23 protein-coding genes and 1 tRNA gene are annotated in these 23,556 nt (G+C 70.7%); 13 read left to right on the forward strand and 11 right to left on the reverse strand.

The genetic code is table 11. From position 1 onward, the window contains the following. Positions 1 to 140 precede the first annotated feature (140 nt). The 5 genes from acs to SACTE_RS35050 all read left to right on the forward strand — a co-directional run bounded on the left by acs (position 141) and on the right by SACTE_RS35050 (position 5,755). Positions 141 to 2,108, forward strand: a complete 1,968-nt coding sequence (gene acs, locus SACTE_RS14935; RefSeq protein ID WP_014046862.1) for an acetate--CoA ligase — start codon at positions 141 to 143, stop codon at positions 2,106 to 2,108. Positions 2,109 to 2,492: 384 nt separating this feature from the next. Then, a complete protein-coding gene (gene nhaA / locus SACTE_RS14940) occupies positions 2,493 to 3,893 on the forward strand; it encodes a Na+/H+ antiporter NhaA (protein ID WP_014046863.1) in 1,401 nt (466 codons plus the stop codon). A gap of 39 nt (positions 3,894 to 3,932) precedes the next feature. Continuing rightward, on the forward strand, positions 3,933 to 4,463 hold the full coding sequence (locus SACTE_RS14945; protein ID WP_014046864.1) for a phage holin family protein: 531 nt from the start codon (positions 3,933 to 3,935) through the stop codon (positions 4,461 to 4,463). Further along, positions 4,460 to 5,446: an alpha/beta hydrolase gene (locus SACTE_RS14950; protein ID WP_014046865.1), complete on the forward strand. Its 987-nt coding sequence runs from the start codon at positions 4,460 to 4,462 to the stop codon at positions 5,444 to 5,446. The genes SACTE_RS14945 and SACTE_RS14950 overlap by 4 nt, the downstream gene beginning before the upstream one ends. Positions 5,447 to 5,551: 105 nt before the next feature. After that, on the forward strand, positions 5,552 to 5,755 hold the full coding sequence (locus tag SACTE_RS35050; protein WP_078492625.1) for a hypothetical protein: 204 nt from the start codon (positions 5,552 to 5,554) through the stop codon (positions 5,753 to 5,755). Between the two features lie 64 nt (positions 5,756 to 5,819). Here the strand turns inward: SACTE_RS35050 and SACTE_RS14955 are convergent, their stop codons facing one another. The 3 genes from SACTE_RS14955 to nth all read right to left on the reverse strand — a co-directional run bounded on the left by SACTE_RS14955 (position 5,820) and on the right by nth (position 8,788). Continuing rightward, positions 5,820 to 7,025, reverse strand: coding sequence for a MarP family serine protease (locus SACTE_RS14955; RefSeq protein ID WP_014046866.1), 1,206 nt, complete (start codon positions 7,023 to 7,025; stop codon positions 5,820 to 5,822). A 91-nt stretch (positions 7,026 to 7,116) separates the two neighbouring features. Further along, the gene (locus SACTE_RS14960; RefSeq protein WP_014046867.1) at positions 7,117 to 7,854 is read right to left on the reverse strand and encodes a CoA pyrophosphatase; all 738 of its coding nucleotides are present in this window, start codon (positions 7,852 to 7,854) and stop codon (positions 7,117 to 7,119) included. A 70-nt stretch (positions 7,855 to 7,924) separates the two neighbouring features. Next, positions 7,925 to 8,788, reverse strand: coding sequence for an endonuclease III (nth, locus tag SACTE_RS14965; RefSeq protein ID WP_014046868.1), 864 nt, complete (start codon positions 8,786 to 8,788; stop codon positions 7,925 to 7,927). A 254-nt stretch (positions 8,789 to 9,042) separates the two neighbouring features. Between nth and SACTE_RS14970 the strand changes: the two genes are divergently transcribed. Next, positions 9,043 to 9,717: a Crp/Fnr family transcriptional regulator gene (locus SACTE_RS14970; protein ID WP_014046869.1), complete on the forward strand. Its 675-nt coding sequence runs from the start codon at positions 9,043 to 9,045 to the stop codon at positions 9,715 to 9,717. 93 nt (positions 9,718 to 9,810) lie between these two features. Here SACTE_RS14970 and SACTE_RS14975 read toward each other — a convergent pair whose 3' ends face one another. The 4 genes from SACTE_RS14975 to SACTE_RS33700 all read right to left on the reverse strand — a co-directional run bounded on the left by SACTE_RS14975 (position 9,811) and on the right by SACTE_RS33700 (position 12,366). Beyond that, entirely contained in the window at positions 9,811 to 10,641 is an 831-nt protein-coding gene (locus SACTE_RS14975) for an MBL fold metallo-hydrolase (protein ID WP_014046870.1), read from the reverse strand. Beyond that, positions 10,638 to 11,546: an NUDIX hydrolase gene (locus SACTE_RS14980; RefSeq protein ID WP_014046871.1), complete on the reverse strand. Its 909-nt coding sequence runs from the start codon at positions 11,544 to 11,546 to the stop codon at positions 10,638 to 10,640. Before SACTE_RS14980 ends, SACTE_RS14975 begins: the two co-directional genes overlap by 4 nt. 191 nt (positions 11,547 to 11,737) lie before the next feature. After that, entirely contained in the window at positions 11,738 to 12,208 is a 471-nt protein-coding gene (locus SACTE_RS14985; RefSeq protein WP_014046872.1) for a RidA family protein, read from the reverse strand. Beyond that, entirely contained in the window at positions 12,208 to 12,366 is a 159-nt protein-coding gene (locus tag SACTE_RS33700; protein ID WP_019992579.1) for a DUF4177 domain-containing protein, read from the reverse strand. Before SACTE_RS33700 ends, SACTE_RS14985 begins: the two co-directional genes overlap by 1 nt. Positions 12,367 to 12,437: 71 nt before the next feature. Here SACTE_RS33700 and SACTE_RS14990 point away from each other — a divergent pair, with 71 nt between their 5' ends. Together SACTE_RS14990 and SACTE_RS14995 are read left to right on the forward strand one after the other, a co-directional pair. Then, positions 12,438 to 13,484 carry an ArsA-related P-loop ATPase gene (locus SACTE_RS14990; RefSeq protein WP_014046874.1) on the forward strand — a complete coding sequence of 349 codons (1,047 nt, stop codon included), beginning with the start codon at positions 12,438 to 12,440 and terminating at the stop codon, positions 13,482 to 13,484. Continuing rightward, on the forward strand, positions 13,481 to 14,911 hold the full coding sequence (locus SACTE_RS14995; protein WP_014046875.1) for an ArsA family ATPase: 1,431 nt from the start codon (positions 13,481 to 13,483) through the stop codon (positions 14,909 to 14,911). The genes SACTE_RS14990 and SACTE_RS14995 overlap by 4 nt, the downstream gene beginning before the upstream one ends. Before the next feature lie 45 nt (positions 14,912 to 14,956). On the opposite strand, the gene SACTE_RS15000 is transcribed toward SACTE_RS14995, so the two are convergent. Further along, the gene (locus SACTE_RS15000; RefSeq protein ID WP_014046876.1) at positions 14,957 to 15,304 is read right to left on the reverse strand and encodes a WhiB family transcriptional regulator; all 348 of its coding nucleotides are present in this window, start codon (positions 15,302 to 15,304) and stop codon (positions 14,957 to 14,959) included. A 559-nt stretch (positions 15,305 to 15,863) separates the two neighbouring features. Between SACTE_RS15000 and SACTE_RS15005 the strand changes: the two genes are divergently transcribed. Beyond that, positions 15,864 to 18,092: a transglycosylase domain-containing protein gene (locus SACTE_RS15005; RefSeq protein WP_014046877.1), complete on the forward strand. Its 2,229-nt coding sequence runs from the start codon at positions 15,864 to 15,866 to the stop codon at positions 18,090 to 18,092. A 130-nt stretch (positions 18,093 to 18,222) separates the two neighbouring features. Here SACTE_RS15005 and SACTE_RS15010 read toward each other — a convergent pair whose 3' ends face one another. After that, positions 18,223 to 18,687: a GatB/YqeY domain-containing protein gene (locus tag SACTE_RS15010; RefSeq protein WP_026358983.1), complete on the reverse strand. Its 465-nt coding sequence runs from the start codon at positions 18,685 to 18,687 to the stop codon at positions 18,223 to 18,225. Positions 18,688 to 18,766: 79 nt separating this feature from the next. Here SACTE_RS15010 and SACTE_RS15015 point away from each other — a divergent pair, with 79 nt between their 5' ends. Beyond that, complete coding sequence (locus SACTE_RS15015; protein ID WP_014046879.1) at positions 18,767 to 19,705, forward strand: metallophosphoesterase; 939 nt, start codon at positions 18,767 to 18,769, stop codon at positions 19,703 to 19,705. Positions 19,706 to 19,815: 110 nt separating this feature from the next. Beyond that, a tRNA-Pro gene (locus tag SACTE_RS15020) sits at positions 19,816 to 19,889 on the forward strand. A gap of 124 nt (positions 19,890 to 20,013) precedes the next feature. Here the strand turns inward: SACTE_RS15020 and SACTE_RS15025 are convergent. Then, positions 20,014 to 20,976, reverse strand: a complete 963-nt coding sequence (locus SACTE_RS15025) for an ion transporter (protein WP_014046880.1) — start codon at positions 20,974 to 20,976, stop codon at positions 20,014 to 20,016. Positions 20,977 to 21,248: 272 nt separating this feature from the next. Here SACTE_RS15025 and SACTE_RS15030 point away from each other — a divergent pair, with 272 nt between their 5' ends. Further along, positions 21,249 to 21,479, forward strand: a complete 231-nt coding sequence (locus tag SACTE_RS15030) for a hypothetical protein (protein WP_026358982.1) — start codon at positions 21,249 to 21,251, stop codon at positions 21,477 to 21,479. A gap of 55 nt (positions 21,480 to 21,534) precedes the next feature. Here the strand turns inward: SACTE_RS15030 and tatA are convergent, their stop codons facing one another. Further along, on the reverse strand, positions 21,535 to 21,819 hold the full coding sequence (tatA, locus tag SACTE_RS15035; RefSeq protein ID WP_014046882.1) for a Sec-independent protein translocase subunit TatA: 285 nt from the start codon (positions 21,817 to 21,819) through the stop codon (positions 21,535 to 21,537). A 148-nt stretch (positions 21,820 to 21,967) separates the two neighbouring features. Here tatA and SACTE_RS15040 point away from each other — a divergent pair, with 148 nt between their 5' ends. Beyond that, a complete protein-coding gene (locus SACTE_RS15040) occupies positions 21,968 to 23,545 on the forward strand; it encodes an LCP family protein (RefSeq protein ID WP_014046883.1) in 1,578 nt (525 codons plus the stop codon). Positions 23,546 to 23,556: the final 11 nt, after the last annotated feature.

Here is a 23,556-nt window from a genome sequence, read left to right on the forward strand (position 1 = left end):
GTGTCGCCTCCATGCCGTCACGGAGGCGGGACGCGTGCCCCCATACACGAAACACAGGTCTAAACCAATTCCGGGAAGACACTTGTCACCTGGCCTGTGGCCTGATGAGCTGTCCCCGGGACACAACGGACACCCTGGGAATGGGAGATGTCGTGAGCAACGAAAGCCTGGCCAATCTGCTCAAGGAGGAGCGGCGGTTCGCACCGCCTGCCGATCTGGCCGCGAACGCCAACGTGACCGTGGAGGCGTACGAGCAGGCCGAGGCGGACCGGCTGGGCTTCTGGGCCGAGCAGGCCCGTCGCCTGACGTGGGCCACGGAGCCGACCGAGACGCTCGACTGGAGCAACCCGCCCTTCGCGAAGTGGTTCGCGGACGGCGAGCTCAACGTCGCGTACAACTGCGTGGACCGTCACGTCGAGGCGGGTAACGGCGCCCGGGTCGCCATCCACTTCGAGGGTGAGCCCGGGGACAGCCGCGCCATCACCTACGCCGAGCTCAAGGACGAGGTCTCCCGGGCAGCCAACGCCCTGACCGAACTGGGTGTCGGCAAGGGCGACCGGGTCGCCGTCTACCTGCCGATGATTCCCGAGGCGGCCATCGCCATGCTGGCCTGTGCCCGTATCGGCGCCGCGCACTCGGTGGTCTTCGGCGGCTTCTCCGCCGACGCCATCGCCGCCCGCATCCAGGACGCGGACGCCAAGGTCGTCATCACCGCCGACGGCGGTTACCGCCGGGGCAAGCCGTCCGCCCTCAAGCCGGCCGTGGACGACGCCGTCTCCAGGCTCGACACCGTCGATCACGTCGTCGTCGTCCGGCGCACCGGACAGGACACGGCGTGGACGGAGGGCCGCGACGTCTGGTGGCACGAGATCACCGGCCGGCAGTCCGCCGAGCACACCCCCGAGGCCTTCGACGCGGAGCAGCCGCTCTTCATCCTCTACACCTCGGGCACCACCGGAAAGCCGAAGGGCATCCTTCACACCTCCGGCGGGTACCTCACCCAGGCGGCCTACACGCACCACGCGGTCTTCGACCTCAAGCCCGAGACCGACGTCTACTGGTGCACCGCCGACATCGGCTGGGTGACCGGGCACTCGTACATCGTGTACGGGCCGCTGGCCAACGGCGCCACCCAGGTGATGTACGAGGGCACCCCCGACACCCCCCACCAGGGGCGTTTCTGGGAGATCGTCCAGAAGTACGGCGTCTCGATCCTCTACACGGCTCCGACGGCGATCCGGACGTTCATGAAGTGGGGAGACGACATCCCCGCCAAGTTCGACCTGTCGTCGCTGCGCGTCCTCGGTTCGGTCGGCGAGCCGATCAACCCCGAGGCGTGGATGTGGTACCGCAAACACATCGGCGCCGACACCTGCCCGATCGTCGACACCTGGTGGCAGACCGAGACCGGCGCGATGATGATCTCGCCGCTTCCCGGGGTCACGGCGACCAAGCCCGGTTCGGCGCAGCGCGCCCTGCCCGGCATCTCCGCCACGGTCGTGGACGACGAAGCACGCGAGGTGCCGGACGGCGGAGGCGGCTATCTGGTCCTCACCGAGCCGTGGCCGTCGATGCTCCGCACCATCTGGGGCGACGACCAGCGGTTCATCGACACCTACTGGTCGCGCTTCGAGGGCAAGTACTTCGCGGGTGACGGCGCCAAGAAGGACGAGGACGGCGACATCTGGCTGCTCGGCCGGGTCGACGACGTCATGCTCGTGTCCGGGCACAACATCTCGACCACCGAGGTCGAGTCCGCCCTCGTCTCGCACCCGTCGGTCGCCGAGGCGGCCGTGGTCGGCGCCAACGACGAGACCACCGGTCAGGCCATCGTCGCCTTCGTGATCCTGCGCGGCACGGCCACCGCCTCCGAGGAACTGGTCACCGAACTACGCAACCACGTCGGCACCACGCTCGGCCCGATCGCCAAGCCCAAGCGGGTGCTGCCGGTCGCCGAGCTGCCGAAGACCCGTTCCGGGAAGATCATGCGTCGTCTGCTGCGCGACGTCGCAGAGAACCGCGAACTGGGCGATGTCACCACGCTCACCGACTCGTCGGTCATGGACCTCATCCAGACGCAGCTTCCCGCCGCGTCTTCCGAGGACTAGGCAGCAGACGTACCGGGCCCTCCGCGTCGTACGCCGCAGAGGGCCTGCCAGTACGGCGAGGGGCATCCGGAAGCGGCCGGGTGCCCCTTCGGCGTGTTCTGGGCCCCCATCGGTCCGGCAAACGGCTCAGGGGGCCTTCGTACCGCTCTCCGCACGACCTGCCGCGGCCCGCCCCAGGCCGCCCGTCACCACGTCGCGGAACGGAGTCCACCGGATCTGGCTACGGTTTCAGGTGCCCCGGGTACAGTGGTGGCTTCGTCGGCAGAACGCGTCGACGGTCTCACCGAAAACCGCATACGACATCTCCACAGGGGCGCCGGGAAGTCTGGTCGGCACGTGCATCCGCCATGCCATCGCTGCCGTATCCCCTCCGGAGGTCCCCTCGTGGCCGCGCCCCTTCCGCCTTCCCCCCGCCGTACACTGCTGGGCCGTATCCCACTGCGTGAGCGCACCTACCTCGCCGATGCCCTGCGCACGGAGACGGTCGGCGGGGTCATCCTCCTGATCGCCGCGGTCGCCGCTCTGATCTGGGCCAACACCTACGCATCTGGTTACGCGGCCGTCAGCCACTTCCACATCGGCCCCGAGTCGCTCGGCCTCAGGCTCTCCGTGGCGCACTGGGCCGCCGACGGGCTGCTCGCCGTCTTCTTCTTCGTCGCGGGCGTCGAGCTCAAGCGTGAACTGGTCGCCGGTGAACTCCGCGACCCGAAGGCCGCGGCCCTGCCGGTGGCGGCCGCCTTGTGCGGTATGGCGGTGCCGGCACTCGTCTACACCCTGACCGTTGTCCTGGGTAGCGGATCGACGGCCGGCTGGGCCGTCCCCACGGCCACCGACATCGCGTTCGCGCTCGCCGTCCTCGCGGTCATCGGGACGTCACTGCCGTCCGCGCTGCGCGCGTTCCTGTTGACGCTCGCCGTCGTCGACGACCTGTTCGCGATCCTCATCATCGCGGTCTTCTTCACCGACGACATCGACTTCCTGGCCCTGGGCGGCGCCTTCGCCGGTCTCGCCGTCTTCTACGTACTGCTGCGCACCGGAGTCCGGGGCTGGTACATCCATCTGCCGCTCGCCCTGGTGATCTGGGGCCTCATGTACAACAGCGGGGTCCACGCCACCATCGCCGGCGTGGCCATGGGGCTCATGCTCCGCTGCACCAGGCGCGAAGGCGAGACGGAGTCCCCAGGGGAACGTCTGGAGCACCTGGTACGCCCCCTGTCGGCCGGTGTCGCGGTGCCGCTGTTCGCGCTGTTCTCGGCCGGTGTCACTCTCAAGGGCGATGCGCTGTCCGGTGTGTTCACCCGGCCCGAGACACTCGGGGTGGTCCTCGGGCTGGTCGTCGGCAAGACGCTCGGCATCTTCGGCGGTACGTGGCTGGTCACCCGGTTCACCCGGGCAGAACTGAGCAAGGACCTGGCCTGGGCGGACCTCTTCGCCGTCGCCACGCTCGCCGGCATCGGCTTCACCGTCTCGCTCCTCATCGGGGAACTCGCCTTCACCGGCGACGAGGGCACGGTCAACGAGATCAAGGCAGCGGTCCTGACGGGTTCGCTGATCGCCGCCGTACTCTCCGTTGTACTGCTGAAACTCCGGGTACGGAGATACAGAGCGCTGTACGAGGCGGAGGAGCTCGACGAGGACGCCTCAGGCGTTCCCGACGTCTACGAACAGGACGACCCCGAGTACCACCGCCGCATGGCCACGATCCACGAGAGGAAGGCAGCCGAGCACCGGCGCCTTGCCGAACGGGCGGGGGCAGCGCGCAACAAGCCGGACAGTCCGGCATGATCTGACATCGGATGTACCGATGAGGAGAGGGAGTCAGGGATGAGCGACCCCAGCAACTACCCGGGCAGCACCGACCGTAGTCTCGGGCAGCTGTTCGCGTCAGCCACGGCCGAGTTGTCGGCGCTGGTGCACGACGAGATCGCCCTGGCCAAGGCCGAGATGCGCCAGGACGTCAAGCGCGGGGTGATCGGGAGCGCCTCCGCCATCGTCGCAGGCGTGCTGCTGCTCTTCTCGATCCCGGTACTGAGCTTCGCCGCGGCCTACGGCATCCACAATCTCGGGCTCGGTCTGGCCTGGTCGTTCCTGATCGTGGGAGGGGCGTACATCCTTCTGGGCGCGCTGGCCCTCCTCTTCGGGCTCGCCAAGCTCAAGAAGGTCAAGCCGCCGGAGAAGTCCATCGCCTCGGCCAAGCGGACCGCCGCGGTCCTCCAGGGCGTCAAGCCGCACCCCCGTCCCGGCGTCGTGGCCGGTGAGCTCGACCGGACACAGGGCAGCACGCTCCTGGACAAGGCCGTCGAGAACCGTCCGGTCCAGGACGAGGCGTCCGCTGTGGCACGCTCGTCCGCATGACCGACCCCGATTACAGCGCGTCCGCCCCCCTCGGCCCGGTGGGACCGCTGGGCCCCGCCGCCGGTACCGGCGGCCCCGTCCGTATCGAGGGCCCGTGGACCCACCGCGACGTGGCGGCCAACGGCGCGCGCTTCCACATCGCCGAGCTCGGTGACGGGCCGCTGGTGCTGCTGCTCCACGGTTTTCCGCAGTTCTGGTGGACCTGGCGCCATCAGATGACCGCGCTCGCCGACGCGGGCTACCGCGCGGTCGCGATGGATCTGCGCGGGGTGGGCGGCAGCGACCGTACGCCCAGGGGTTACGACCCCGCCAACCTGGCCCTCGACGTCACCGGTGTGATCCGGTCGCTGGGTGAGCCGGACGCCGCGCTGGTCGGGCACGACATGGGCGGGTACCTCGCCTGGACGGCCGCCGTGATGCGGCCGAAGCTGGTGCGCCGGCTCGTGGTGTCGTCGATGCCCCACCCCCGGCGGTGGCGCTCCTCGATGCTCTCCGACCTGGCCCAGTCCCGGGCCGGCTCCCACATCTGGGGCTTCCAGCGTCCGTGGGTGCCGGAGCGTCAGCTCGTCGCGGACGACGCCGCGTTGGTGGGCCGGCTGATCCGCGACTGGTCGGGCCCGCGCACCCCGGACTTCCCCGACGACAAGACGGTGGACGTCTACCGGCGCGCCATGTGCATCCCGTCGACGGCGCATTGCTCGATCGAGCCCTACCGGTGGATGGTGCGCTCCCTGGCCCGTCCCGACGGTGTCCAGTTCAACCGGAGGATGAAACGCCCGGTCCGGGTGCCCACCCTGCACCTGCACGGTTCACTCGATCCGGCGATGAGAACCCGGAGTTCGGCGGGCTCCGGCGAGTACGTCGAAGCGCCGTACCGGTGGCGACTTTTCGACGGTCTGGGGCACTTCCCCCACGAGGAGGATCCGGTCGGGTTCTCGACCGAACTCATCAACTGGCTCAAGGATCCCGAGCCCGACCGCTGACCCGGGCGAACGCCTGTCCGGCGAACAGCCAAGTGCCCGGCGCATAAGCCAATTGGCTGACTCCCGCACGATTACCGACCATGGGTCAGGGGCAGACGTCGGGGTATGGGCTGGACGCGCGACTTCAGTGACGCAGCACGCAACCGCCGCTCGACCGCTCCTGCTGGTCCGAGCATTCATGAGGGGGGCGGCTCCCGGAGCCGGGTGCACGATATGAGCGATTTCCACGATCTTCGGCTGGGCATTCCCCGCATCCTCCACCGCCGGGCGCGGTGGTTCTCCGCGCGGCTGCGCCATCCTCGTGGATGAGGGAATGACAGGCTGATCCGGCCCGGGCACGCCGCCGGTGCGGCGGGCCCGCCCCGTACTCCGCTCAGAGTGCGCAACCCTGGCTGTCGACCTGCTGGACCGAGGTCTTGCCGAGATCGATGTCCTCACGGATCTCGTCGGCCGACAACGCGTAGCCCGTGTCCGGGTCGTCGAGGGACTTGGCGAACACCACGCCGTACACCTTGCCGTCCGGAGTGAGCAGCGGGCCGCCCGAGTTCCCCTGGCGCACCGTCGCGTACAGCGAGTACACGTCGCGCCGCACGGTGCCCCGGTGGTAGATGTCCGGGCCGTTGGCGTCGATGCGGCCCCGGATGCGGGCGGAGCGTACGTCGTAGGCACCGTTCTCCGGGAAGCCCGCGACGATGGCGCTGTCGCCGCTCTTCGCGTCGTTGTCCGAGTCGGTGAACCGCAGGGGCTTCGCGTCCAGGTCCGGGACGTCCAGGACGGCGATGTCGCGCCGCCAGTCGTAGAGGACGACCTTCGCGTCGTAGAGGCGGCCCTCGCCGCCGATCTGGACGGTGGGCTCCTCGACGCCGCCCACCACGTGGGCGTTGGTCATCACGCGACGGTCGGAGAAGACGAACCCGGTGCCCTCCAGGACCTTCCCGCAGCCCGGAGCCATGCCCACGACCTTCACGATGGACTTCTTCGCGCGGGCCGCGACGGGGCTGCCCACCAGCTCCGGATCGGGCGGGCTGACCTCGGTGATGGGCTCGTTGGCGAACGGGCTGAAGACCTGCGGGAAGCCGTTCTGGGCGAGGACGGAGGAGAAGTCGCGGAACCAGTTGGACGCCTGGTCCGGCATCACCCGGGAGACCCCGAGCAGGACCGAGGAGTTGCGGACCGCCTTGCCGAGGGTCGGCAGCGAGGTACCCGCCAGCAGCAGGCCGATCAGCCAGGCGACCAGCAGCATGGCCACCACGTTGACCAGCGCGCCTCCGGTGGCGTCCAGGGCACGCGCGGGTGACCACGTGATGTAGCGGCGGAGTTTGTTGCCCAGGTGGGTGGTGAACGCCTGCCCCACTGAGGCGCACACGATCACGATCACCACGGCGACGATGGCGGCCGTGGAGGAGACCTCGGACCCGTCGGTCATCCGGTCCCAGATCACCGGCAGCAGGTAGACGGCCACCAGACCGCCGCCCAGGAACCCGATCACGGACAGGATGCCGACGACGAAACCCTGGCGGTAGCCGATGACCGCGAACCACACGGCGCCGACCAGCAGCAGGATGTCCAGCACGTTCACCGTCTATAGCCTCGCAGATTCGTCACCTGGCCCGTCCGGTTCGACGGGGTCCGGGCCAGGCCCGGAACAGCGCAGCACGGAAGTCAGCCTGTCATGCGCGCCAGTCGAGCGGCACCTGCTTGGCCCTGTCCCACGGGCGCTCCCAGCCCGCGTAGTGCATGATCCGGTCGATCACACCGGCCGTGAATCCCCAGACCAGCGCGGATTCGACCAGAAATGCCGGACCTCGGTGGCCGCTCGGGTGGACGGCCGTGGCACGGTTCGCCGGATCCGTGAGATCCGCCACGGGGACGGTGAAGACCCGGGCCGTCTCGGCGGGGTCGACCACTCCCACCGGGCTCGGTGCGCGCCACCAGCCGAGCACCGGCGTGACGACGAAGCCGCTCACCGGGATGTAGAGCCGGGGCAGTACACCGAAGAGCTGGACACCGCTCGGGTCGAGGCCGGTCTCCTCCTCCGCCTCCCGCAGCGCCGCCCGGAGCGGCCCGGTGGTCGCGGGGTCACCGTCCCCCGGGTCGAGCGAGCCTCCGGGGAAGGACGGCTGCCCCGGGTGGGAGCGCAGGGTGCCGGAACGCTCCATCAGGAGCAGCTCCGGGCCGCGCTCACCCTCGCCGAAGAGGACCAGGACGGCCGACTGGCGCCCCGCACCGCTCTTGGGCGGCAGGAACCGGCTCAGCTGCTGGGCCCGGACGTTGCGCGCCGCCTCGGCGACGGGGTCGAGCCAGCCCGGCATTCCGTCGGTGGTGACGGTGATCGCGCCTTCCGGGGGCGCGCCCGTCCTGCCGGCGGCCGCGTCCCGCGCGGCGTGTGTGCTCTGTGCGTGCGTCATCGGCACCCCCGTCGTTCCAACGCCTGCCCTCGGCCATTTCGTTCCGTGCGGCGCCCCGGGGCGGTGTTCCTCATCCGGCGCCCAGCGGCGGGGCGGGGCGGCCGGGGTAGTCCGGAGGCGGGCTGAGCCGCTGCCCGGGCTGACCGCCCAGCTCGTACTTCAGAAGCTTCCTGGCCTTCTCCGGGTCCGTCTCGCCCTCTCCGTACGCCGGACAGAGCGGGGCGATCGGGCACGCGCCGCAGGCGGGCTTGCGGGAGTGGCAGACACGGCGGCCGTGGAAGATGACCCGGTGCGAGAGCATCGTCCACTCGCTCCTGGGGAAGATCGCGGCGACGTCCGCCTCGACCTTCTCCGGGTCCTCCTGTTCGGTCCACTTCCAGCGGCGGACGAGCCGACCGAAGTGGGTGTCCACCGTGAGGCCCGGCACACCGAACGCGTTGCCCAGGACGACGTTGGCCGTCTTGCGGCCCACGCCGGGCAGTTTCACCAGGTCCGCAAGGCGCCCCGGGACCTCACCGCCGAAGTCGTCCCGGAGGACCGTCGACAGGCCCGCCAGGGAGCGTGCCTTCGCCCGGAAGAAGCCGGTCGGCCGGATGATCTCCTCCAGCTTCTCCGGGTCCGCGGCAGCCATGTCCTCGGGGGTCGGATAGGCGGCGAAGAGCGCGGGCGTGGTCTGGTTGACCCTCAGGTCGGTGGTCTGCGCGGAGAGCACCGTGGCCACCAGCAGCTCGAACGGGTTGCGGAAGTCCAGCTCGGGATGGGCGTACGGATAGAGCTCCGCCAGCTCGCGGTTGATCCGGCGGGCACGGCGCACCATCGCGAGGTGCGATTCCGGCTTCGCCGGCTTCTTCGCGGTCCGCGCCGGTCCGCCCCCGGCCGCGCGGGGCGGGCTCGCGGCGGCCTTCTTGCGGCCCCGCGCGGGCTGTTCGCCCACAGCAGAATTCTCTTCTTCGGACACCCCATCAGCCCCTTTGGCCTGCGCTCTCACCGGCGTTCCGGACACTCGGCCAGCCTAGAGCCCGGCACTGACATCTGGGCCGGTCATCGCCTTTCCACGCCCGATCGGCCCCCCTGCCGTAGGGTCCGGCACGCTCGTGCGTCAAACTGGTTTGTGATTGATCGCACTGTTTTACCGTCCGGCATCATGGGGACCACGCTTCCCTGAACAGGCCGACAAGGAGAGAACTCGTGGACGACGTTCTGCGGCGCGCCCCGCTTTTCGCGGCGCTCGATGACGAGCAGGCCGCGGAGCTCCGCGCCTCGATGAGTGAGGTGACCCTCGCACGCGGTGACGCGCTGTTCCATGAGGGCGACCCGGGCGACCGGCTGTACGTGGTCACCGAGGGCAAGGTAAAGCTCCACCGCACCTCCCCGGACGGCCGGGAGAACATGCTGGCCGTCCTCGGCCCCGGTGAGCTCATCGGTGAGCTCTCGCTCTTCGACCCGGGCCCGCGCACCGCCACCGCGACGGCCCTGACCGAGGTCAAGCTCCTGGGGCTGGGCCACGGCGACCTCCAGCCCTGGCTGAACGCACGCCCCGAGGTGGCCACCGCGCTGCTGCGCGCGGTCGCCCGCCGGCTGCGCAAGACGAACGACCAGATGTCGGACCTGGTCTTCTCCGACGTGCCGGGCCGTGTCGCCCGGGCGCTCCTGGACCTGTCGCGCCGCTTCGGCGTCCAGTCCGAGGAGGGCATCCACGTCGTCCACGACCTGACCCAGGAAGAGCTGGCCCAGCTGGTCGGCGCCTCCCGTGAGACGGTCAACAAGGCGCTCGCCGACTTCGCGGGCCGTGGCTGGCTGCGGCTCGAGGCGCGCGCCGTGATCCTGCTGGACGTCGAGCGGCTGGCCAAGCGGTCCCGCTGAGGTCCCGGGCCCCGGCCCGCCCCGTACACATGTCGTCAGGCCCCACCGCCGCGCGGTGGGGCCTGACGGCCTTCCGTCCCGGGACCGGACGCGCTATATGAGCCCGTGTTCGCCCAGGTACTCCAGCTGAGCGCGCACCGACAGCTCCGCCGCCGGCCAGAGGGACCGGTCCACGTCCGCGTAGACCGCGGCCACCACCTCGGCGGAGGTGCGCAGCCCGGACTCCACCGCCGTCTCCACCTGGGCGAGCCGGTGGGCCCGGTGGGCGAGGTAGAACTCGACGGCGCCCTGCGCGTCCTCCAGCACGGGGCCGTGCCCCGGGAGCACCGTGTGCACGCCGTCGTCGACCGCCAGGGAGCGCAGCCGCCGCAGCGTGTCCAGGTAGTCGCCGAGCCGCCCGTCCGGATGGGCGACGACCGTCGTGCCGCGCCCGAGGACCGTGTCGCCCGTCAGCACTGCCTGATCGGCGGGGAGGTGGAAGGAGAGCGAGTCAGCCGTGTGCCCCGGGGTCGGTACGACCCGGAGTTCCAGCCCTCCCGTGGTGATCACGTCGCCCGCCGCCAGCCCTTCGTCCCCGAGGCGCAGCGCCGGGTCCAGCGCCCGCACCTTCGTACCGGTGAGTTCGGCGAACCGGGCCGCGCCCTCCGCGTGGTCCGGGTGGCCGTGCGTCAGCAGCGTGAGGCCGATGCGCCGCCCGGCCCGCTCCGCCGTCGCGACGACGGCCCGGAGATGGGCGTCGTCGAGCGGCCCCGGGTCGATCACGACCGCCAGGTCCGAGTCCGGTTCGGCGACGATCCAGGTGTTGGTGCCGTCCAGGGTCATCGCCGAGGCGTTGGGCGCGAGGACGTTGACCGTACGGGTGGTGGCGGGGCCGGACAGCACCCCGCCGCGTGGCTGTCCGGGCAGGGCCGCTGCATCGCTCATGCCGGGTCACCCCCACTCGCGCCGGGAGTCTCCGTGGACGGGACGTGCTTGGTGAACTCCTCGTGCCCCGGCCAGCTCAGCACCAGCGCGTCGCCCTCCATACGGGCCTGTGCGAGCACCGGCGTGAGGTCCTGGGAAGCCGCGGCCTCCAGGGCCTCCGCGGCCGTCCCGTAGGGCAGGAGCGCCCTCAGTGTGGCGACGGTCGGCGGCATCATCAGCAGCTCGCCCCTGTCGTACCCCGCGACGGCGTCGCCCGGGCGGATCCACACCGTGCGGTCGGCCTCGCTCGACGCGTTCCGGGTGCGCTGTCCTTCCGGGAGGGCGGCCACGAAGAACCAGGTGTCGTATCTGCGCGGTTCGAACTCCGGGGTGATCCAGCGTGCCCAGGCGCCCAGCAGATCGGAACGGAGCACCAGCCCGCGCCGGTCGAGGAAGTCGGCGAAGGAGAGCGTCCGGTCGACGAGGGCCTCCCGGTCGGCCTCCCAGTCGGCACCCGTCGTGTCGCTGACGACGGTGTCGGCGGTGGGCCCGGCGAGCAGGACGCCCGCCTCCTCGTACGTCTCGCGCACCGCCGCGCAGACGACGGCCTGTGCCTCGGTGACCGTCGCGACGCCGAGCCGGACCGCCCAGTCCTCGGGAGCCGGCCCGGCCCACCTCACGAGCTGGTCGTCGTCACGCGGATCGACGCCGCCCCCCGGATAGGCGTACGCGCCCCCGGCGAAGGCCATGGAGGCGCTCCGCCGCAGCATGTGCACCGCCGGTCCCGGGGCCGGCCGGTCCGGCAGGCCGTCCCGGAGCAGCATGACCGTGGCGGCCCGTCTGGGGGTGACGGCCGTCAGCTCGCCGCTGGCGAGGGCCCTGATCCGGGCGGGCCATTCCGGGGGGTACCACTGACCGTTGGACATGGCCGGAGGCTATCCGGAACCGAGCCGATGTTCGAGAGGCGCACGAACGCGTGACACCTGCCCGGACGCCCGTCCTGGCCCCGTGCCCCGGGGCGCCCCGCCGGGACCGCGGCCCCCGGGGCACGTCCTGGTCCGTACACGACTGATCCCGCCCGGTCGCGGTGACCGGACGGGATCGGAGGACGGGAGGCTCAGGCCTCGGTCAGTTCGACCTGGAGCTCGATCTCCACCGGTGCGTCCAGGGGCAGCACGGCGACGCCCACGGCGCTGCGCGCGTGCACGCCCTTGTCGCCCAGGACCGCGCCGAGCAGTTCGCTCGCGCCGTTGACCACGCCCGGCTGCCCGGTGAAGTCGACGGCCGAGGCGACGAAGCCCGTGACCTTCACGACCCGGGCGATCCGGTCCAGGTCGCCGACGAGCGACTTCACGGCCGCCAGGGCGTTCAGCGCGCAGGTACCGGCGAGCTCCTTCGCCTCGTCCGGCGTCACCTCGGCGCCGACCTTGCCGGTCACCGCGAGCTGGCCGTCCACCATCGGGAGCTGCCCGGAGGTGTACACGTACACCCCGGAGCGCACGGCCGGCTGGTAGGCGGCCAACGGCGGAACGACGTCCGGGAGCGTCAGTCCGAGCTCGGCCAGCCGCGCCTCCACGGCGCCCGCCACTACGGCTTCTCCCGCTTCAGGTAGGCCACGAGCTGCTCGGGGTTGTTCGGGCCGGGAACGACCTGGACCAGCTCCCAGCCGTCCTCGCCCCAGGTGTCCAGAATCTGCTTGGTCGCGTGCACGAGAAGGGGCACGGTCGCGTATTCCCACTTGGTCATGAGCCGACTGTAATGCCTGGCATACACGGCCTCGTGCGTAGCCTGCCTGCCGACTGGTTAGGCTCGAAGACGTGAGCAGGTTCCAGGTCGTCAGCGGCAAGGGCGGTACCGGTAAGACCACGGTCGCCGCCGCCCTCGCGCTCGCCCTCGCGACCGAGGGCAGGCGCACCCTCCTCGTCGAGGTCGAGGGCAGACAGGGCATCGCCCAGCTCTTCGGGGCCGAAGCCCTTCCCTACGAGGAACGCAGGATCGCCGTGTCCCCGGGCGGCGGGGAGGTCCACGCGCTCGCGATCGACGCGGAGCAGGCCCTCCTCGACTACCTCCAGATGTTCTACAAGCTGGGCAGCGCCGGCCGGGCGCTGAAGAAGCTCGGCGCGATCGACTTCGCCACGACCGTCGCGCCCGGGGTCCGGGACGTCCTGCTGACCGGGAAGGCGTGCGAAGCGGTCCGCCGCAAGGACAGGCAGGGCCGGTTCGTCTACGACCACGTGGTCATGGACGCCCCGCCCACCGGCCGCATCACCCGCTTCCTCAACGTCAACGACGAAGTGGCGGGACTGGCGCGGATCGGGCCCATACACAATCAGGCGCAGGCCGTCATGCGGGTCCTGAAGTCACCCGAGACGGCGGTCCACCTGGTGACGCTGCTGGAGGAGATGCCGGTCCAGGAGACCGCGGACGGCATCGCCGAGCTGCGGGCGGCCGATCTGCCCGTGGGCCGGATCGTGGTGAACATGGTGCGCCCCCACCTGCTGGACGAGGGCGCGCTGCGCACCGCGTCGGGCGGCCGCCGCAAGGAGATCGCGAAGGCGCTGACCCGGGCCGGCGTCACGGGCTCCGCCGGACTCGTACGCCCCCTGGTGGAGCAGGCGTCCGAGCACGCCCAGCGGGTGGAGCTGGAGCGCGCGCAGCGCGCCGTGCTGGCCGGGCTGGGACTGCCGACGGCCGAGCTCCCGCTGGTGGGCGAGGGCGTGAGCCTCTCCGCGCTGCACGACCTGGCGGAGGAGTTCCGGAAACAGGGTGTGGGCGACGAGGCGGCGGACGCGGCCGGGGAAGGACCGGGGGACGCACGGCGCCCCGGCCCAGGCGGCGGCCCGGGACGAGGGGTGGGTTCATGACACTGGACGCCGGCGACGTGTCCGGGCTGGACACCGACGCGCTCCTGGACGACCCGGGGATCCGGATCGTCGTGTGCTGCGGGTCGGGCGGCGTGGGCAAGACCACGACCGCGGCCGCCCTGGGGGTGCGGGCGGCCGAGCGCGGCCGCCGGGTCGTGGTCCTCACCATCGACCCGGCCCGCCGGCTCGCCCAGTCGATGGGTATCGACCGGCTCGACAACGTCCCCCGCCGGGTCGACGGCATCGACGGCCAGGGCGAACTGCACGCCATGATGCTCGACATGAAGCGCACCTTCGACGAGACCGTCGAGGCGCACACGGACGCGGAGCGGGCCCGCGCCATCCTGGAGAACCCCTTCTACCAGTCCCTGTCGGCCGGTTTCGCGGGCACGCAGGAGTACATGGCGATGGAGAAGCTCGGTCAGCTGAGGGCGCGCGACGAATGGGACCTGATCGTCGTCGACACTCCCCCGTCGCGCTCCGCGCTGGACTTCCTGGACGCGCCGAAACGTCTCGGCTCCTTCCTGGACGGGAAGTTCATCCGGCTGCTCATCGCCCCCGCGAAGATCGGCGGACGGGCCGGGATGAAGTTCCTCAACGTCGGGATGTCGATGATGACGGGGACGCTCGGCAAGCTGCTGGGAGGTCAGTTCCTGCGCGACGTACAGACGTTCGTCACGGCGATGGACTCGATGTTCGGCGGATTCCGCACCCGGGCCGACGCCACGTACCAGCTCCTCCAGGCGCCCGGTACGGCGTTCCTCGTGGTGGCGACGCCCGAGCGGGACGCGCTGCGGGAGGCCGCGTACTTCGTGGAACGGCTGGCCGCGGAGAAGATGCCGCTGGCCGGTCTCGTCCTCAACCGGGTGCACGGCAGCGGGGCCGCACGTCTGTCCGCGGAACGGGCACTGGCCGCCGCAGAAAATCTTGACGGTGTCGGCATTGTGGATCAGACGGCCGGGAAAGCTGGCCTTGGTGACCCGGCGGGCCTCACCTCTCCCGAGACCGCCGATGTCCCCGAGCCGCTGGAAGACCGCGCATCCCCCGAGCCGTCACTCTCCCCCGAGCACGGCGACGCGCCGCCGCCACGCGGCCGGACCCCGCGGGCCGACGGGTCACCGGACGCCGGACCGCAGCAGGACGACGAAGAGGACACGGACAGCACGTCCACGGGCGAGGCCGCGCCCGCCGCCGAGGTCCTCTCCGTCGAGGAGCTGACCGCCGGTCTGCTGCGGCTGCACGCCGAACGCATGCAGGTCGTCGCGCGTGAGCGGGACACACGTGACCGCTTCACCGCGCTGCACCCGGAGGTCCCGGTGACAGAGGTGGCCGCGCTGCCCGGAGACGTGCACGACCTGGCAGGGCTGCGGGCCGTCGCGGAACGGCTCGCGACCGGCGCGGTGTCGTCCACGACCGGAGCCGCGTAGGGCAGGCCGAGCCGGCCGACGCTCCTCACGGAGCTCCCGGCCGGGCTACCCCACGGCGGCGTACGTCTCGTGCAGTTCGTCGTCCAGCTCCACCGCCGCGGGCAGCATGCCCGCGGACCGCTCGTACTCACTGCGCGCGGTCTCCAACAGGCGGCGCCAGGACGTCACGGTGGGCCGTCGGCGCAGCAGTGCGCGGCGCTCCCGTTCCGTCATCCCACCCCACACGCCGAACTCGACGCGATTGTCCAGCGCGTCGGCCAGGCACTCGGTCCGCACCGGGCATCCGGTGCACACCGCCTTGGCCCTGTTCTGCGCTGCCCCTTGTACGAACAGTTCATCCGGATCGGTAGTGCGGCAGGCTGCCTGCGCACTCCAGTCGGTTACCCAGCCCATGCCGGCGCCGTCCTCTCCCGAATCGAGGCTCCCCCACGGCGGCAGCGGCATATTCACCGCTGCCAGTTGAGGACGTTACGGAAGGTGGCGACAGCACAACACCCCCTTCGGGCCCAATCTTGGATGGCCCGAACGGACTATGCGTACGCGGCAGATCACCCAGAGGAGTGACCCGTGGACATGCGCGACTATCCCGTCAGAATCCGGACAGGATACCCAAGTCGCAACGGACATTCAGCGACACACCGGGCGAATTCGGGGTCACATCGGCGTGTGGCTGATTTGCGCAAGGGCCGTGCATGGGGCTTGATGCAGCGTTGGATTGCTGTGACAGTTGGGAGCAGCTTAGGCCAACGCCTATCCGTGTGTCCGGCGAATGACAACGTCCGTACCCGGTGCCGTGGCGCCGTCACGTTCCGGGGCCGCTCCGGGACGCCGCGTCCTTCCGGAGCGGGGGCCGGGCGCGGGAAAGCCCGCCGGATGTCACGGTCTGGTACGCGTACGCCTCAGGACGCCCTGGTCCGGCGGAACGCGGCCCACGACGGATTAGGCTGCCTCCATGCCAAAGAAGCGCTCAGGCGGGGGTCTCACGACGACCCAGCAGGCCGCCAAGTTCCTCGGTGTCGCCGCGCTCTCCGGAGCGGTGCTGGCAGGCATCGCGCTGCCGGCCGCCGGAGCACTGGGGCTAGCAGCCAAGGGGACGGTCGAGGGATTCGACGAGATCCCTTCCAACCTCAAGACACCACCGCTGAGCCAGCGGACCACGATCCTGGACAGCGAGGGCGGCACGCTCGCCACGGTCTACTCGCGTGACCGCACCGTGGTGCCCCTCAAGGAGATGTCGCCGTACCTGCAGGACGCGATCGTCGCGATCGAGGACTCCCGTTTCTACGAGCACGGCGCGGTGGACCTCAAGGGCATCCTGCGTGCGGCGAACCGCAACGTGCAGAGCGGGGGCACCGCGCAGGGCGCCTCGACCCTCACCCAGCAGTACGTGAAGAACGTCTTCGTCGAGGAGGCGGGCGACGACCCGGACAAGGTCGCCGAGGCCACCCAGCAGACGATGGGCCGCAAGGTCCGTGAGCTGAAGTACGCGATCCAGGTCGAGGAGGAACTCGGCAAGAAGAAGATCCTGGAGAACTACCTCAACATCACGTTCTTCGGCCAGCAGGCCTACGGCGTCGAGGCCGCCTCCCAGCGGTACTTCTCCAAGCACGCCAAGGACCTGAAGCTGGAGGAGGCGGCGATGCTGGCCGGCCTCGTCCAGTCGCCGACCCGCTACGACCCGGTCAACGACACGGAGGAGGCGACCAAGCGTCGCAACACCGTGCTGCGCCGCATGGCGGACGTCGGCAGCATCTCGCAGGACGAGGCCGCGAAGGCCATCGAGACCCCGATCAAGCTGAAGGTGAAGAAGCCGAAGAACGGCTGCATCACGGCCGTCAGCGGCTCCGGGTTCTTCTGCGACTACGTGCGCAAGACCATCCTCTCGGACCCGGCCTTCGGGAAGACCGCGGAGGACCGCACGAAGCTGTGGAACCTCGGTGGTCTGACCATCAAGACCACTCTCTCCCCGCGTGCCCAGGAAGCGGCCAACGAGGCCGCGACCTCGAAGGTCAACAAGGACGACAAGGTCGCCGCCTCGGTGGTCGCCGTCGAACCCGGCACCGGCAAAATCCTCTCGATGGGGCAGTCCCGCCCGTACGGCCTCGACCAGACGCAGCACGAGACGGTGCTCAACCTCGCCGTCAACAACAAGATGGGCGGCAGCACCTACGGCTTCCAGGTCGGCTCGACGTTCAAGCCGATCACGGCCGCCGCGGCCCTGGAGAAGGGCATCAGCCCGGCGCAGACCTTCGACACCCCGTGGAAGATCCCTGTTCCGAAGAGCGGCTTCAAGGCCTGTGACGGCAGCCCGGCCGGCGGGGGCGACTGGTCCGTCCAGAACGAGCTGGAGTCCGAGAAGGGCTCCTTCGACATGACGGGCGCGCTCGGCAAGTCCATCAACACCTACTTCGCGCTGCTGGAGCAGAAGGCCGGTCTCTGCGAGACGCTCACCATGGCCGAGAAGGTGGGTTACGAGCGCGGCAACGGCAAGCCGCTCACGGCCGACCCCTCCGTCACGCTCGGCACCACGGAGAGCACGCCGCTGGCCATGGCCAGCGCGTACGCGGCGTTCGCCAACCGCGGCACGTTCTGCACGCCGATCGCCATCGAGTCCATCACCGACGCGAACGACAAGAAGGTCTCGGTCCCCAAGTCCACGTGCTCGCGGGCGATGAGCGAGAAGACGGCCGACACCGTCAACCAGATGCTGAAGGGCGTCGTCGAGGACGGCACCGGCACCCAGGCGGGCCTGACCGACCGCGACAACGCGGGCAAGACGGGTACGACCGAGCAGCGCATGGACGCCTGGTTCGTCGGATACACCCCGAACCTCTCCACCGCGGTGTGGGTCGGCTCCGACGGCGGCAAGAAGGTGCCGATGTACGACATCAACATCGGCGGCCAGTACTACGACAAGGTCTGCGGTGGCTGTCTGCCCGGCCCCATCTGGCGCATCGCGATGACCGGTGCGCTGAACGCCTCCGAGACCCCCTCCTTCAACGCGGTGGACGTGCCGCGCGCGAAGGACAAGGAGGAGAGCAAGGAGAAGGACAAGGGCGGCGACGAGGACAAGGGCGACAACGACAAGCCCGGCGCCGACACCACCGCCGGCATCACCATCCCGCCCGGGTTCCTCGGGGGCCAGGGTGGAGGCCGGCACGGCAGGGGCAACGGTCCCTGATCAGCGGTAACCGTGAGCTGATGTGACGGATGTGAAGGAGGGGCGCCCCCGGCCGGGGGCGCCCCTCCTTCACATCCGTCACGTCCCGGGTCCTCGACGTCTGTCACGTCCCCCGGGCCTCACCCGTGGGTCAGCCGGCGAGGATCCTCTTCACCGTACCGGCCACCCGGCCGCCCTCGGCCAGCCCCGCCACCTTCGGGCTGACGATCTTCATGACGGCGCCCATCGCCCGCGGCCCCTCGGCACCGGCGGCACGCGCCTCCGCGACGGCCTGGGTGACGATCGCGTCCAGCTCCTCGTCGGTGAGCTGCTTGGGCAGGTAGGCGTCGAGCAGCTCCCCCTCCGCCCGCTCCCGCTCGGCCTGCTCGGTCCTGCCGCCCTGCGCGAAGGCCTCGGCCGCCTCACGGCGCTTCTTCGCCTCCTTGGCGATCACCTTCTGCACCTCGTCGTCGGAGAGCTCGCGCGCCGACTTACCGCTGACCTCTTCCTTCGTGATCGCGGTCAGGGTGAGCCGGAGGGTGGACGAGGTGAGCTCGTCACGCGCCTTCATGGCCGTGGTGAGGTCTTCCTTGAGCTTGGACTTGAGCGTGGTCATGCGGAGATTGTGACAGGTACGGAGCACTTGCCGCCCGCCTGTTTTCCTCCCGCTCCACCGGGTCTGCGACGATGGGGCCATGCGCGCACGCTACGGAGTACCCCTGAAAGTCACGGCAGTCGGCGCAGCGGTCGGCGCCGCCGGCCTCGTGTACGCGGCCGGGTTCGAGGCCCGCTCGTTCCGGTTGCGCCGGATCTCGGTTCCCGTACTCCCGCACGGAGCACGCCCGTTGCGCGTGCTTCAGGTCTCCGACGTCCACATGGTCAGCGGCCAGCGCAAGAAGCGCGCCTGGCTGCAGTCGCTGGCGGGCCTGCGCCCGGACTTCGTCGTGAACACCGGCGACAACCTCTCGGATCCGGAGGCCGTCCCCGAGCTGCTGGACGCCCTCGGCCCGCTGATGGAGTTCCCGGGGGTGTACGTCTTCGGCTCGAACGACTACTACGGTCCCAAGCTCCGCAACCCGGCCCGCTACCTCCTGGAGAAGGTCCAGGGCAAGCACGGGCTCAACGGGAACGCCCCGGCCGTCGGCGCCGTCCACAACCCGTGGGAGCCGATGCGGGACGCCTTCGACGAGGCGGGCTGGCTGAACCTGACCAACACCCGGGGCCGGCTCAAGGCGGACGGTCTGCAGATCGCCTTCACGGGCCTGGACGACCCCCACATCAAGCGGGACCGCTACGCGGAGGTGGCCGGCGGCCCCGAGACGGACGCCGACCTCTCGATCGGCGTGGTCCACGCGCCGTACCTGCGGTCCCTGGACGCCTTCACCGCCGACGGCTACCCGCTGATCCTGGCGGGCCACACCCACGGCGGCCAGCTCTGCATCCCGTTCTACGGCGCTCTGGTCACCAACTGCGACCTGGACACGGACCGGGTGAAGGGCCTCTCCAGCCACTCGGTCGGCGACCGCCGGGCCTATCTCCACGTCTCGGCGGGCTGCGGCACGAACCGCTACACCCCGGTCCGCTTCGCCTGCCCGCCGGAGGCGACCCTGCTGACCCTGACGCCGCGCGACTGAGGGTGGGCCCCGGCCCACCGTCCGCCCCGGCGGCCCGGGGGAAACCGGATTTCGCCTCCGGGCGCCGGTGGGCTAAAGTAATCGTTGTCGCCGGGACAAACGGTGGACATCGGGGTGTAGCGCAGCTTGGCAGCGCGCTTCGTTCGGGACGAAGAGGTCGTGGGTTCAAATCCCGCCACCCCGACAGCTGAAACACCAGGTCAGGGGCCTGATCCGCGAGAGCGGATCGGGCCCCTGAGTGGTTTCCGGTGAGGGTGGGCCGGGAGAAGCCGGTGGCTTGCGCCGCCCGCGCCCGCCCGTCGGCCCGCCTACGGGCGGGCGCCGGTGGTCGGGGGTGTGCTCGTCGCTCCGGCGAGGGGTGGCGGGGTCCCGACGAGGTCGCGTTCGAGGGCGTCGAGGGCCTGGCGGGCCGCCGCGAGGCGCTCCAGCAGCAGCAGCCGGTCGTCCTCCTCCGGGCGGCCGGGTTCCTGGGGAGGCGACGGGGACGGTTCTGCCGCCGTGTCCCGTGCATCCTGCTCCTCCTCCATCTCCCGGGCCTCCTCCAGAGACGTGATGACCACGCCGATGAGGACGTTGACGAGGACGAACGAGGCGAGCAGCACGTACGAGGCGTAGTAGAGGAGGCTCCAGCGGGAGATCTCCAGGCCGGCGTGGATCGCGTCGCCGATGCCGTCCAGGATCATCAGCAGGAACAGGGTGAGGACCGCGCGGCCGATGGAGCCGTAGTGTTCCGGGTCCTGCCGGCCGAAGAAGACCCAGCCGACCATCGCGTACACGTACAGCAGCAGCGCCCCGACGAGCAGGAAGCTCAGGGTGCCGGGCAGGCTGCGGCCGACCGCGACCAGGACGATCCGCAACTGCGGCAGGAAACGCGCCGTGCGCAACACCCTGGCCAGCCGCAACAGGCGCAGGACGGTGGTGTTCTCGCGGACGAGCGGCAGGAAGGCGCACAGGACCACGGCGAGGTCGAAGAGGTTCCACGGGTCCTTGAGGAAGCCGCGGGGGCGGTCGGCGTGTGCGCCGAGCCGGACAAGGATCTCGGCGGTGAACACGGCCAGGCAGCCGTGCTCGGCCAGCCGTAACCAGCGGTGCCATTCCTCGACGAGCCCGGAGTAGGTCTCCAGGCCCAGCAGTGCCGCGTTGAGGAGGATCACGGTGAGGACGGTCACGGCGAACCACCGGGCCTCCGTGACGCGGCGGCAACGGCGCGCCAGCTCAGGGCGGCCGGGCCGGGACTCGACGGCGGTCCTCTGGTCGTACTGCTCCGGCATCGTGCTGCCCTGCTCCTTGTCGCGCCTGCCCCCCCTCCCGGTCGGCACTGCCGGGTGGCGGGGCTCACCGGGTGATCCGATCACCCGTCAGGAGTCTTCTACAGCAGCGTAGATCGTCGGGCGCCACCGGCCACCCGATCCGGCCATGCCCCGATCCGATCATGCCCCGGTCCGCCCGGAGCGGGGACCGCGTCCGGCTCGTTCGGTGCGCGGCGACCGTGGACCCACACGGGGCCTGTTCACGTTAGTTGCGCAACCTTTAAACTGTCGACATGGAGACTGCCGACGTGACGGGACGGGAAGCCGCGGTGCTCGACGGAGGGCCCGCGGACGGACTACGGATGGAGGTCGCCGACCGGCCGCCCGTGATCCAGGTGGCGTACCCCTGCCAGGCCGAGGACGCGCCGCGCGGCGTGCGCGTGGAGGCGGTGTACGTCTACCGCCGGGACTACACCGTGACCGGCGAGCCGCTGCGGTACGGCTTCGATGTCGCCAGCCCCTGACACGCCGGGGAGTGCGCGTCAGGGGCCGGCCGTACGGGGGCGCGGGACGGCGGGCTCAGTGAGCCGGGCCGTCCTCGACGTGGGGGCGGGCCTGCGGTGTCCCGTCCGGGACGGGCCGGCCGATGTGCCGCGCGGGCTCGGCGGGGGCCGCCCCCTCGGCCGGGCCCGCCGCGTGCCGCTCGGCGCCGTCCTTCTTCATCGCCTCGGCCTCGCTCTTGAGGATGCGCATCGACTTGCCCAGACCGCGGGCGGCGTCGGGCAGCTTCTTCGAGCCGAACAGCACGATGATCACGATCGCCAGGATCAGCAGGTGCCAGGGTTCCAGTCCGTTGCGGAGCATCCCGCTCACCTCTCCTCTTCGCCGGCCGGGAGGTCCGCACCGGGCGGTGCGGTCCGTCTGCCATCATTGCTACATTGCGCAACTGTACAACCATGGGGGGTGGGCCGGTCGTCCGCTCCGTATGAGTCGGACGGATGAGGGTGCACGGATGACCACCACCAGCGATCAGGCCATACCCTCCCGCCGCCGGCGCCGGGCGGCCCCGCCCCGGCGTGGTGCGCCGCGTGGCGGGCGTACCGCACGGCGGCGCCGCAAGCGCGGCCCGCTGCGGACGGCGCTGCTGGTCGCCCTGTCCCTGGCGGTGCTCGGTACGGCCGGCCTGGGGTGGATCTACCTGAAGCTGAACGGCGACATCGAGACCTTCGACGGGGCGGGTCTGTCCAAGAACCGCCCCGCCTCCGGCTCGTCCAAGGGCGAGAACGTGCTGGTCATCGGTTCGGACGCGCGCACCGACGGGAACAGTGCGCTCGGCGGCGGCAGCAAGGACGACATCGGCCGCTCCGACACGGCGTTCCTGCTGCACGTGTACGCCGACCACCGGCACGCCATCGCGGTGTCCATCCCCCGCGACACCCTGGTCACCATCCCGCCGTGCAGGCTGCCGGACGGCACCTGGACCCGCACGCAGACCGACACCATGTTCAACGCGGCCTTCTCGGTCGGCCAGACCGAGGCGGGCAACCCGGCCTGCACCCAGAACACCGTGGAGGAGCTCACCGGCCTCCGCGTCGACCACACGGTCGTGGTCGACTTCAAGGGATTCGCGGCGCTGACGGACGTGGTCGGCGGCGTACAGGTCTGTCTCCCGCAGGACATCTACCAGGGGGACCTCAACCCCAACCGCGCCACCAAGGGGGAGCGGATCTTCGAGAAGGGCGAGCAGAACGTGTCCGGGCAGAAGGCCCTGGACTACGTCCGTATCCGGCACGGCATCGGCGACGGTTCCGACATAGGGCGTATCAAACGCCAGCAGGCCTTCGTCTCCAGCCTCCTCAAGAAGATCAAGAGTGACGGCCTCACCCCGACCAAGCTCCTGCCGCTGGCCACCGCCGCCACCAAGTCGATGACCGTCGACCCCGGCCTGGGTACGGCGGACAAGCTGGTGGCCTTCGCGATGTCGCTGAAGGACGTCGACCTGCACGACACCAAGTTCGTCACCGTCCCCTGGCGCTACCAGGGCTCACGCGTCGCGATCGCCGAACCGGACGCCTCCGGGCTGTGGGCCGCGCTGAAGGCCGACCGCACCATCGACGGCGAGGACGCCGGCGGTGGGGGCGGGGGCACGGCGACGGCATCGGCCTCCGGGGCGCCGGAGGCCGACGGTGAGACCTCCGCGGTCGCCGTCGACGGGCACGGGATCGACGTCGCGGTCTACAACGGGACCACCACGAGCGGCCTGGCCTCCGAGGCGTCCGCCGCCCTCACCGCCCACGGCTTCACGGTCACCGGGACCGGCAACGCGTCCGACCGGCAGCACACCACCACGGTCGTGCAGTACGGCGCCGGCCTGCGGAGCCAGGCCGAGACCGTCGCCCGGGTGTTCCCCGGAGCCCGGCTGGAATCCGTCGGCGGGTCGACGGTCAACGTCGTGGTGGGCACGGCCTACGCCGCCACCGGCGGCTCCCCGTCGGCGGCCCCCTCCGCCGACGGGAGCTCCGTGGCGGCGGACGCCCGATCGGCCGACGACGACCTGTGCGCGGACCTCTCCTACGGATCGGGCGGCTGAGCCGGCCGCAC

The organism is Streptomyces sp. SirexAA-E, from assembly GCF_000177195.2.
Taxonomy (GTDB): Bacteria; Actinomycetota; Actinomycetes; order Streptomycetales; family Streptomycetaceae; genus Streptomyces; species Streptomyces flavovirens.

Excerpts from the sequence above, each read along its gene's own strand:
- acs (WP_014046862.1), top strand. The coding sequence starts at position 141 with ATGGGAGATGTCGTGAGCAACGAAAGCCTGGCCAATCTGCTCAAGGAG.
- SACTE_RS14945 (WP_014046864.1), top strand. The coding sequence starts at position 3,933 with ATGAGCGACCCCAGCAACTACCCGGGCAGCACCGACCGTAGTCTCGGG.
- SACTE_RS14950 (WP_014046865.1), top strand. The coding sequence starts at position 4,460 with ATGACCGACCCCGATTACAGCGCGTCCGCCCCCCTCGGCCCGGTGGGA.
- SACTE_RS35050 (WP_078492625.1), top strand. The coding sequence starts at position 5,552 with ATGGGCTGGACGCGCGACTTCAGTGACGCAGCACGCAACCGCCGCTCG.
- SACTE_RS14960 (WP_014046867.1), bottom strand. The coding sequence starts at position 7,854 with ATGACGCACGCACAGAGCACACACGCCGCGCGGGACGCGGCCGCCGGC.
- SACTE_RS14975 (WP_014046870.1), bottom strand. The coding sequence starts at position 10,641 with ATGAGCGATGCAGCGGCCCTGCCCGGACAGCCACGCGGCGGGGTGCTG.
- SACTE_RS14980 (WP_014046871.1), bottom strand. The coding sequence starts at position 11,546 with ATGTCCAACGGTCAGTGGTACCCCCCGGAATGGCCCGCCCGGATCAGG.
- SACTE_RS33700 (WP_019992579.1), bottom strand. The coding sequence starts at position 12,366 with ATGACCAAGTGGGAATACGCGACCGTGCCCCTTCTCGTGCACGCGACC.
- SACTE_RS14995 (WP_014046875.1), top strand. The coding sequence starts at position 13,481 with ATGACACTGGACGCCGGCGACGTGTCCGGGCTGGACACCGACGCGCTC.
- SACTE_RS15000 (WP_014046876.1), bottom strand. The coding sequence starts at position 15,304 with ATGGGCTGGGTAACCGACTGGAGTGCGCAGGCAGCCTGCCGCACTACC.
- SACTE_RS15005 (WP_014046877.1), top strand. The coding sequence starts at position 15,864 with ATGCCAAAGAAGCGCTCAGGCGGGGGTCTCACGACGACCCAGCAGGCC.
- SACTE_RS15010 (WP_026358983.1), bottom strand. The coding sequence starts at position 18,687 with ATGACCACGCTCAAGTCCAAGCTCAAGGAAGACCTCACCACGGCCATG.
- SACTE_RS15015 (WP_014046879.1), top strand. The coding sequence starts at position 18,767 with ATGCGCGCACGCTACGGAGTACCCCTGAAAGTCACGGCAGTCGGCGCA.
- SACTE_RS15025 (WP_014046880.1), bottom strand. The coding sequence starts at position 20,976 with ATGCCGGAGCAGTACGACCAGAGGACCGCCGTCGAGTCCCGGCCCGGC.
- SACTE_RS15030 (WP_026358982.1), top strand. The coding sequence starts at position 21,249 with ATGGAGACTGCCGACGTGACGGGACGGGAAGCCGCGGTGCTCGACGGA.
- tatA (WP_014046882.1), bottom strand. The coding sequence starts at position 21,819 with ATGCTCCGCAACGGACTGGAACCCTGGCACCTGCTGATCCTGGCGATC.
- SACTE_RS15040 (WP_014046883.1), top strand. The coding sequence starts at position 21,968 with ATGACCACCACCAGCGATCAGGCCATACCCTCCCGCCGCCGGCGCCGG.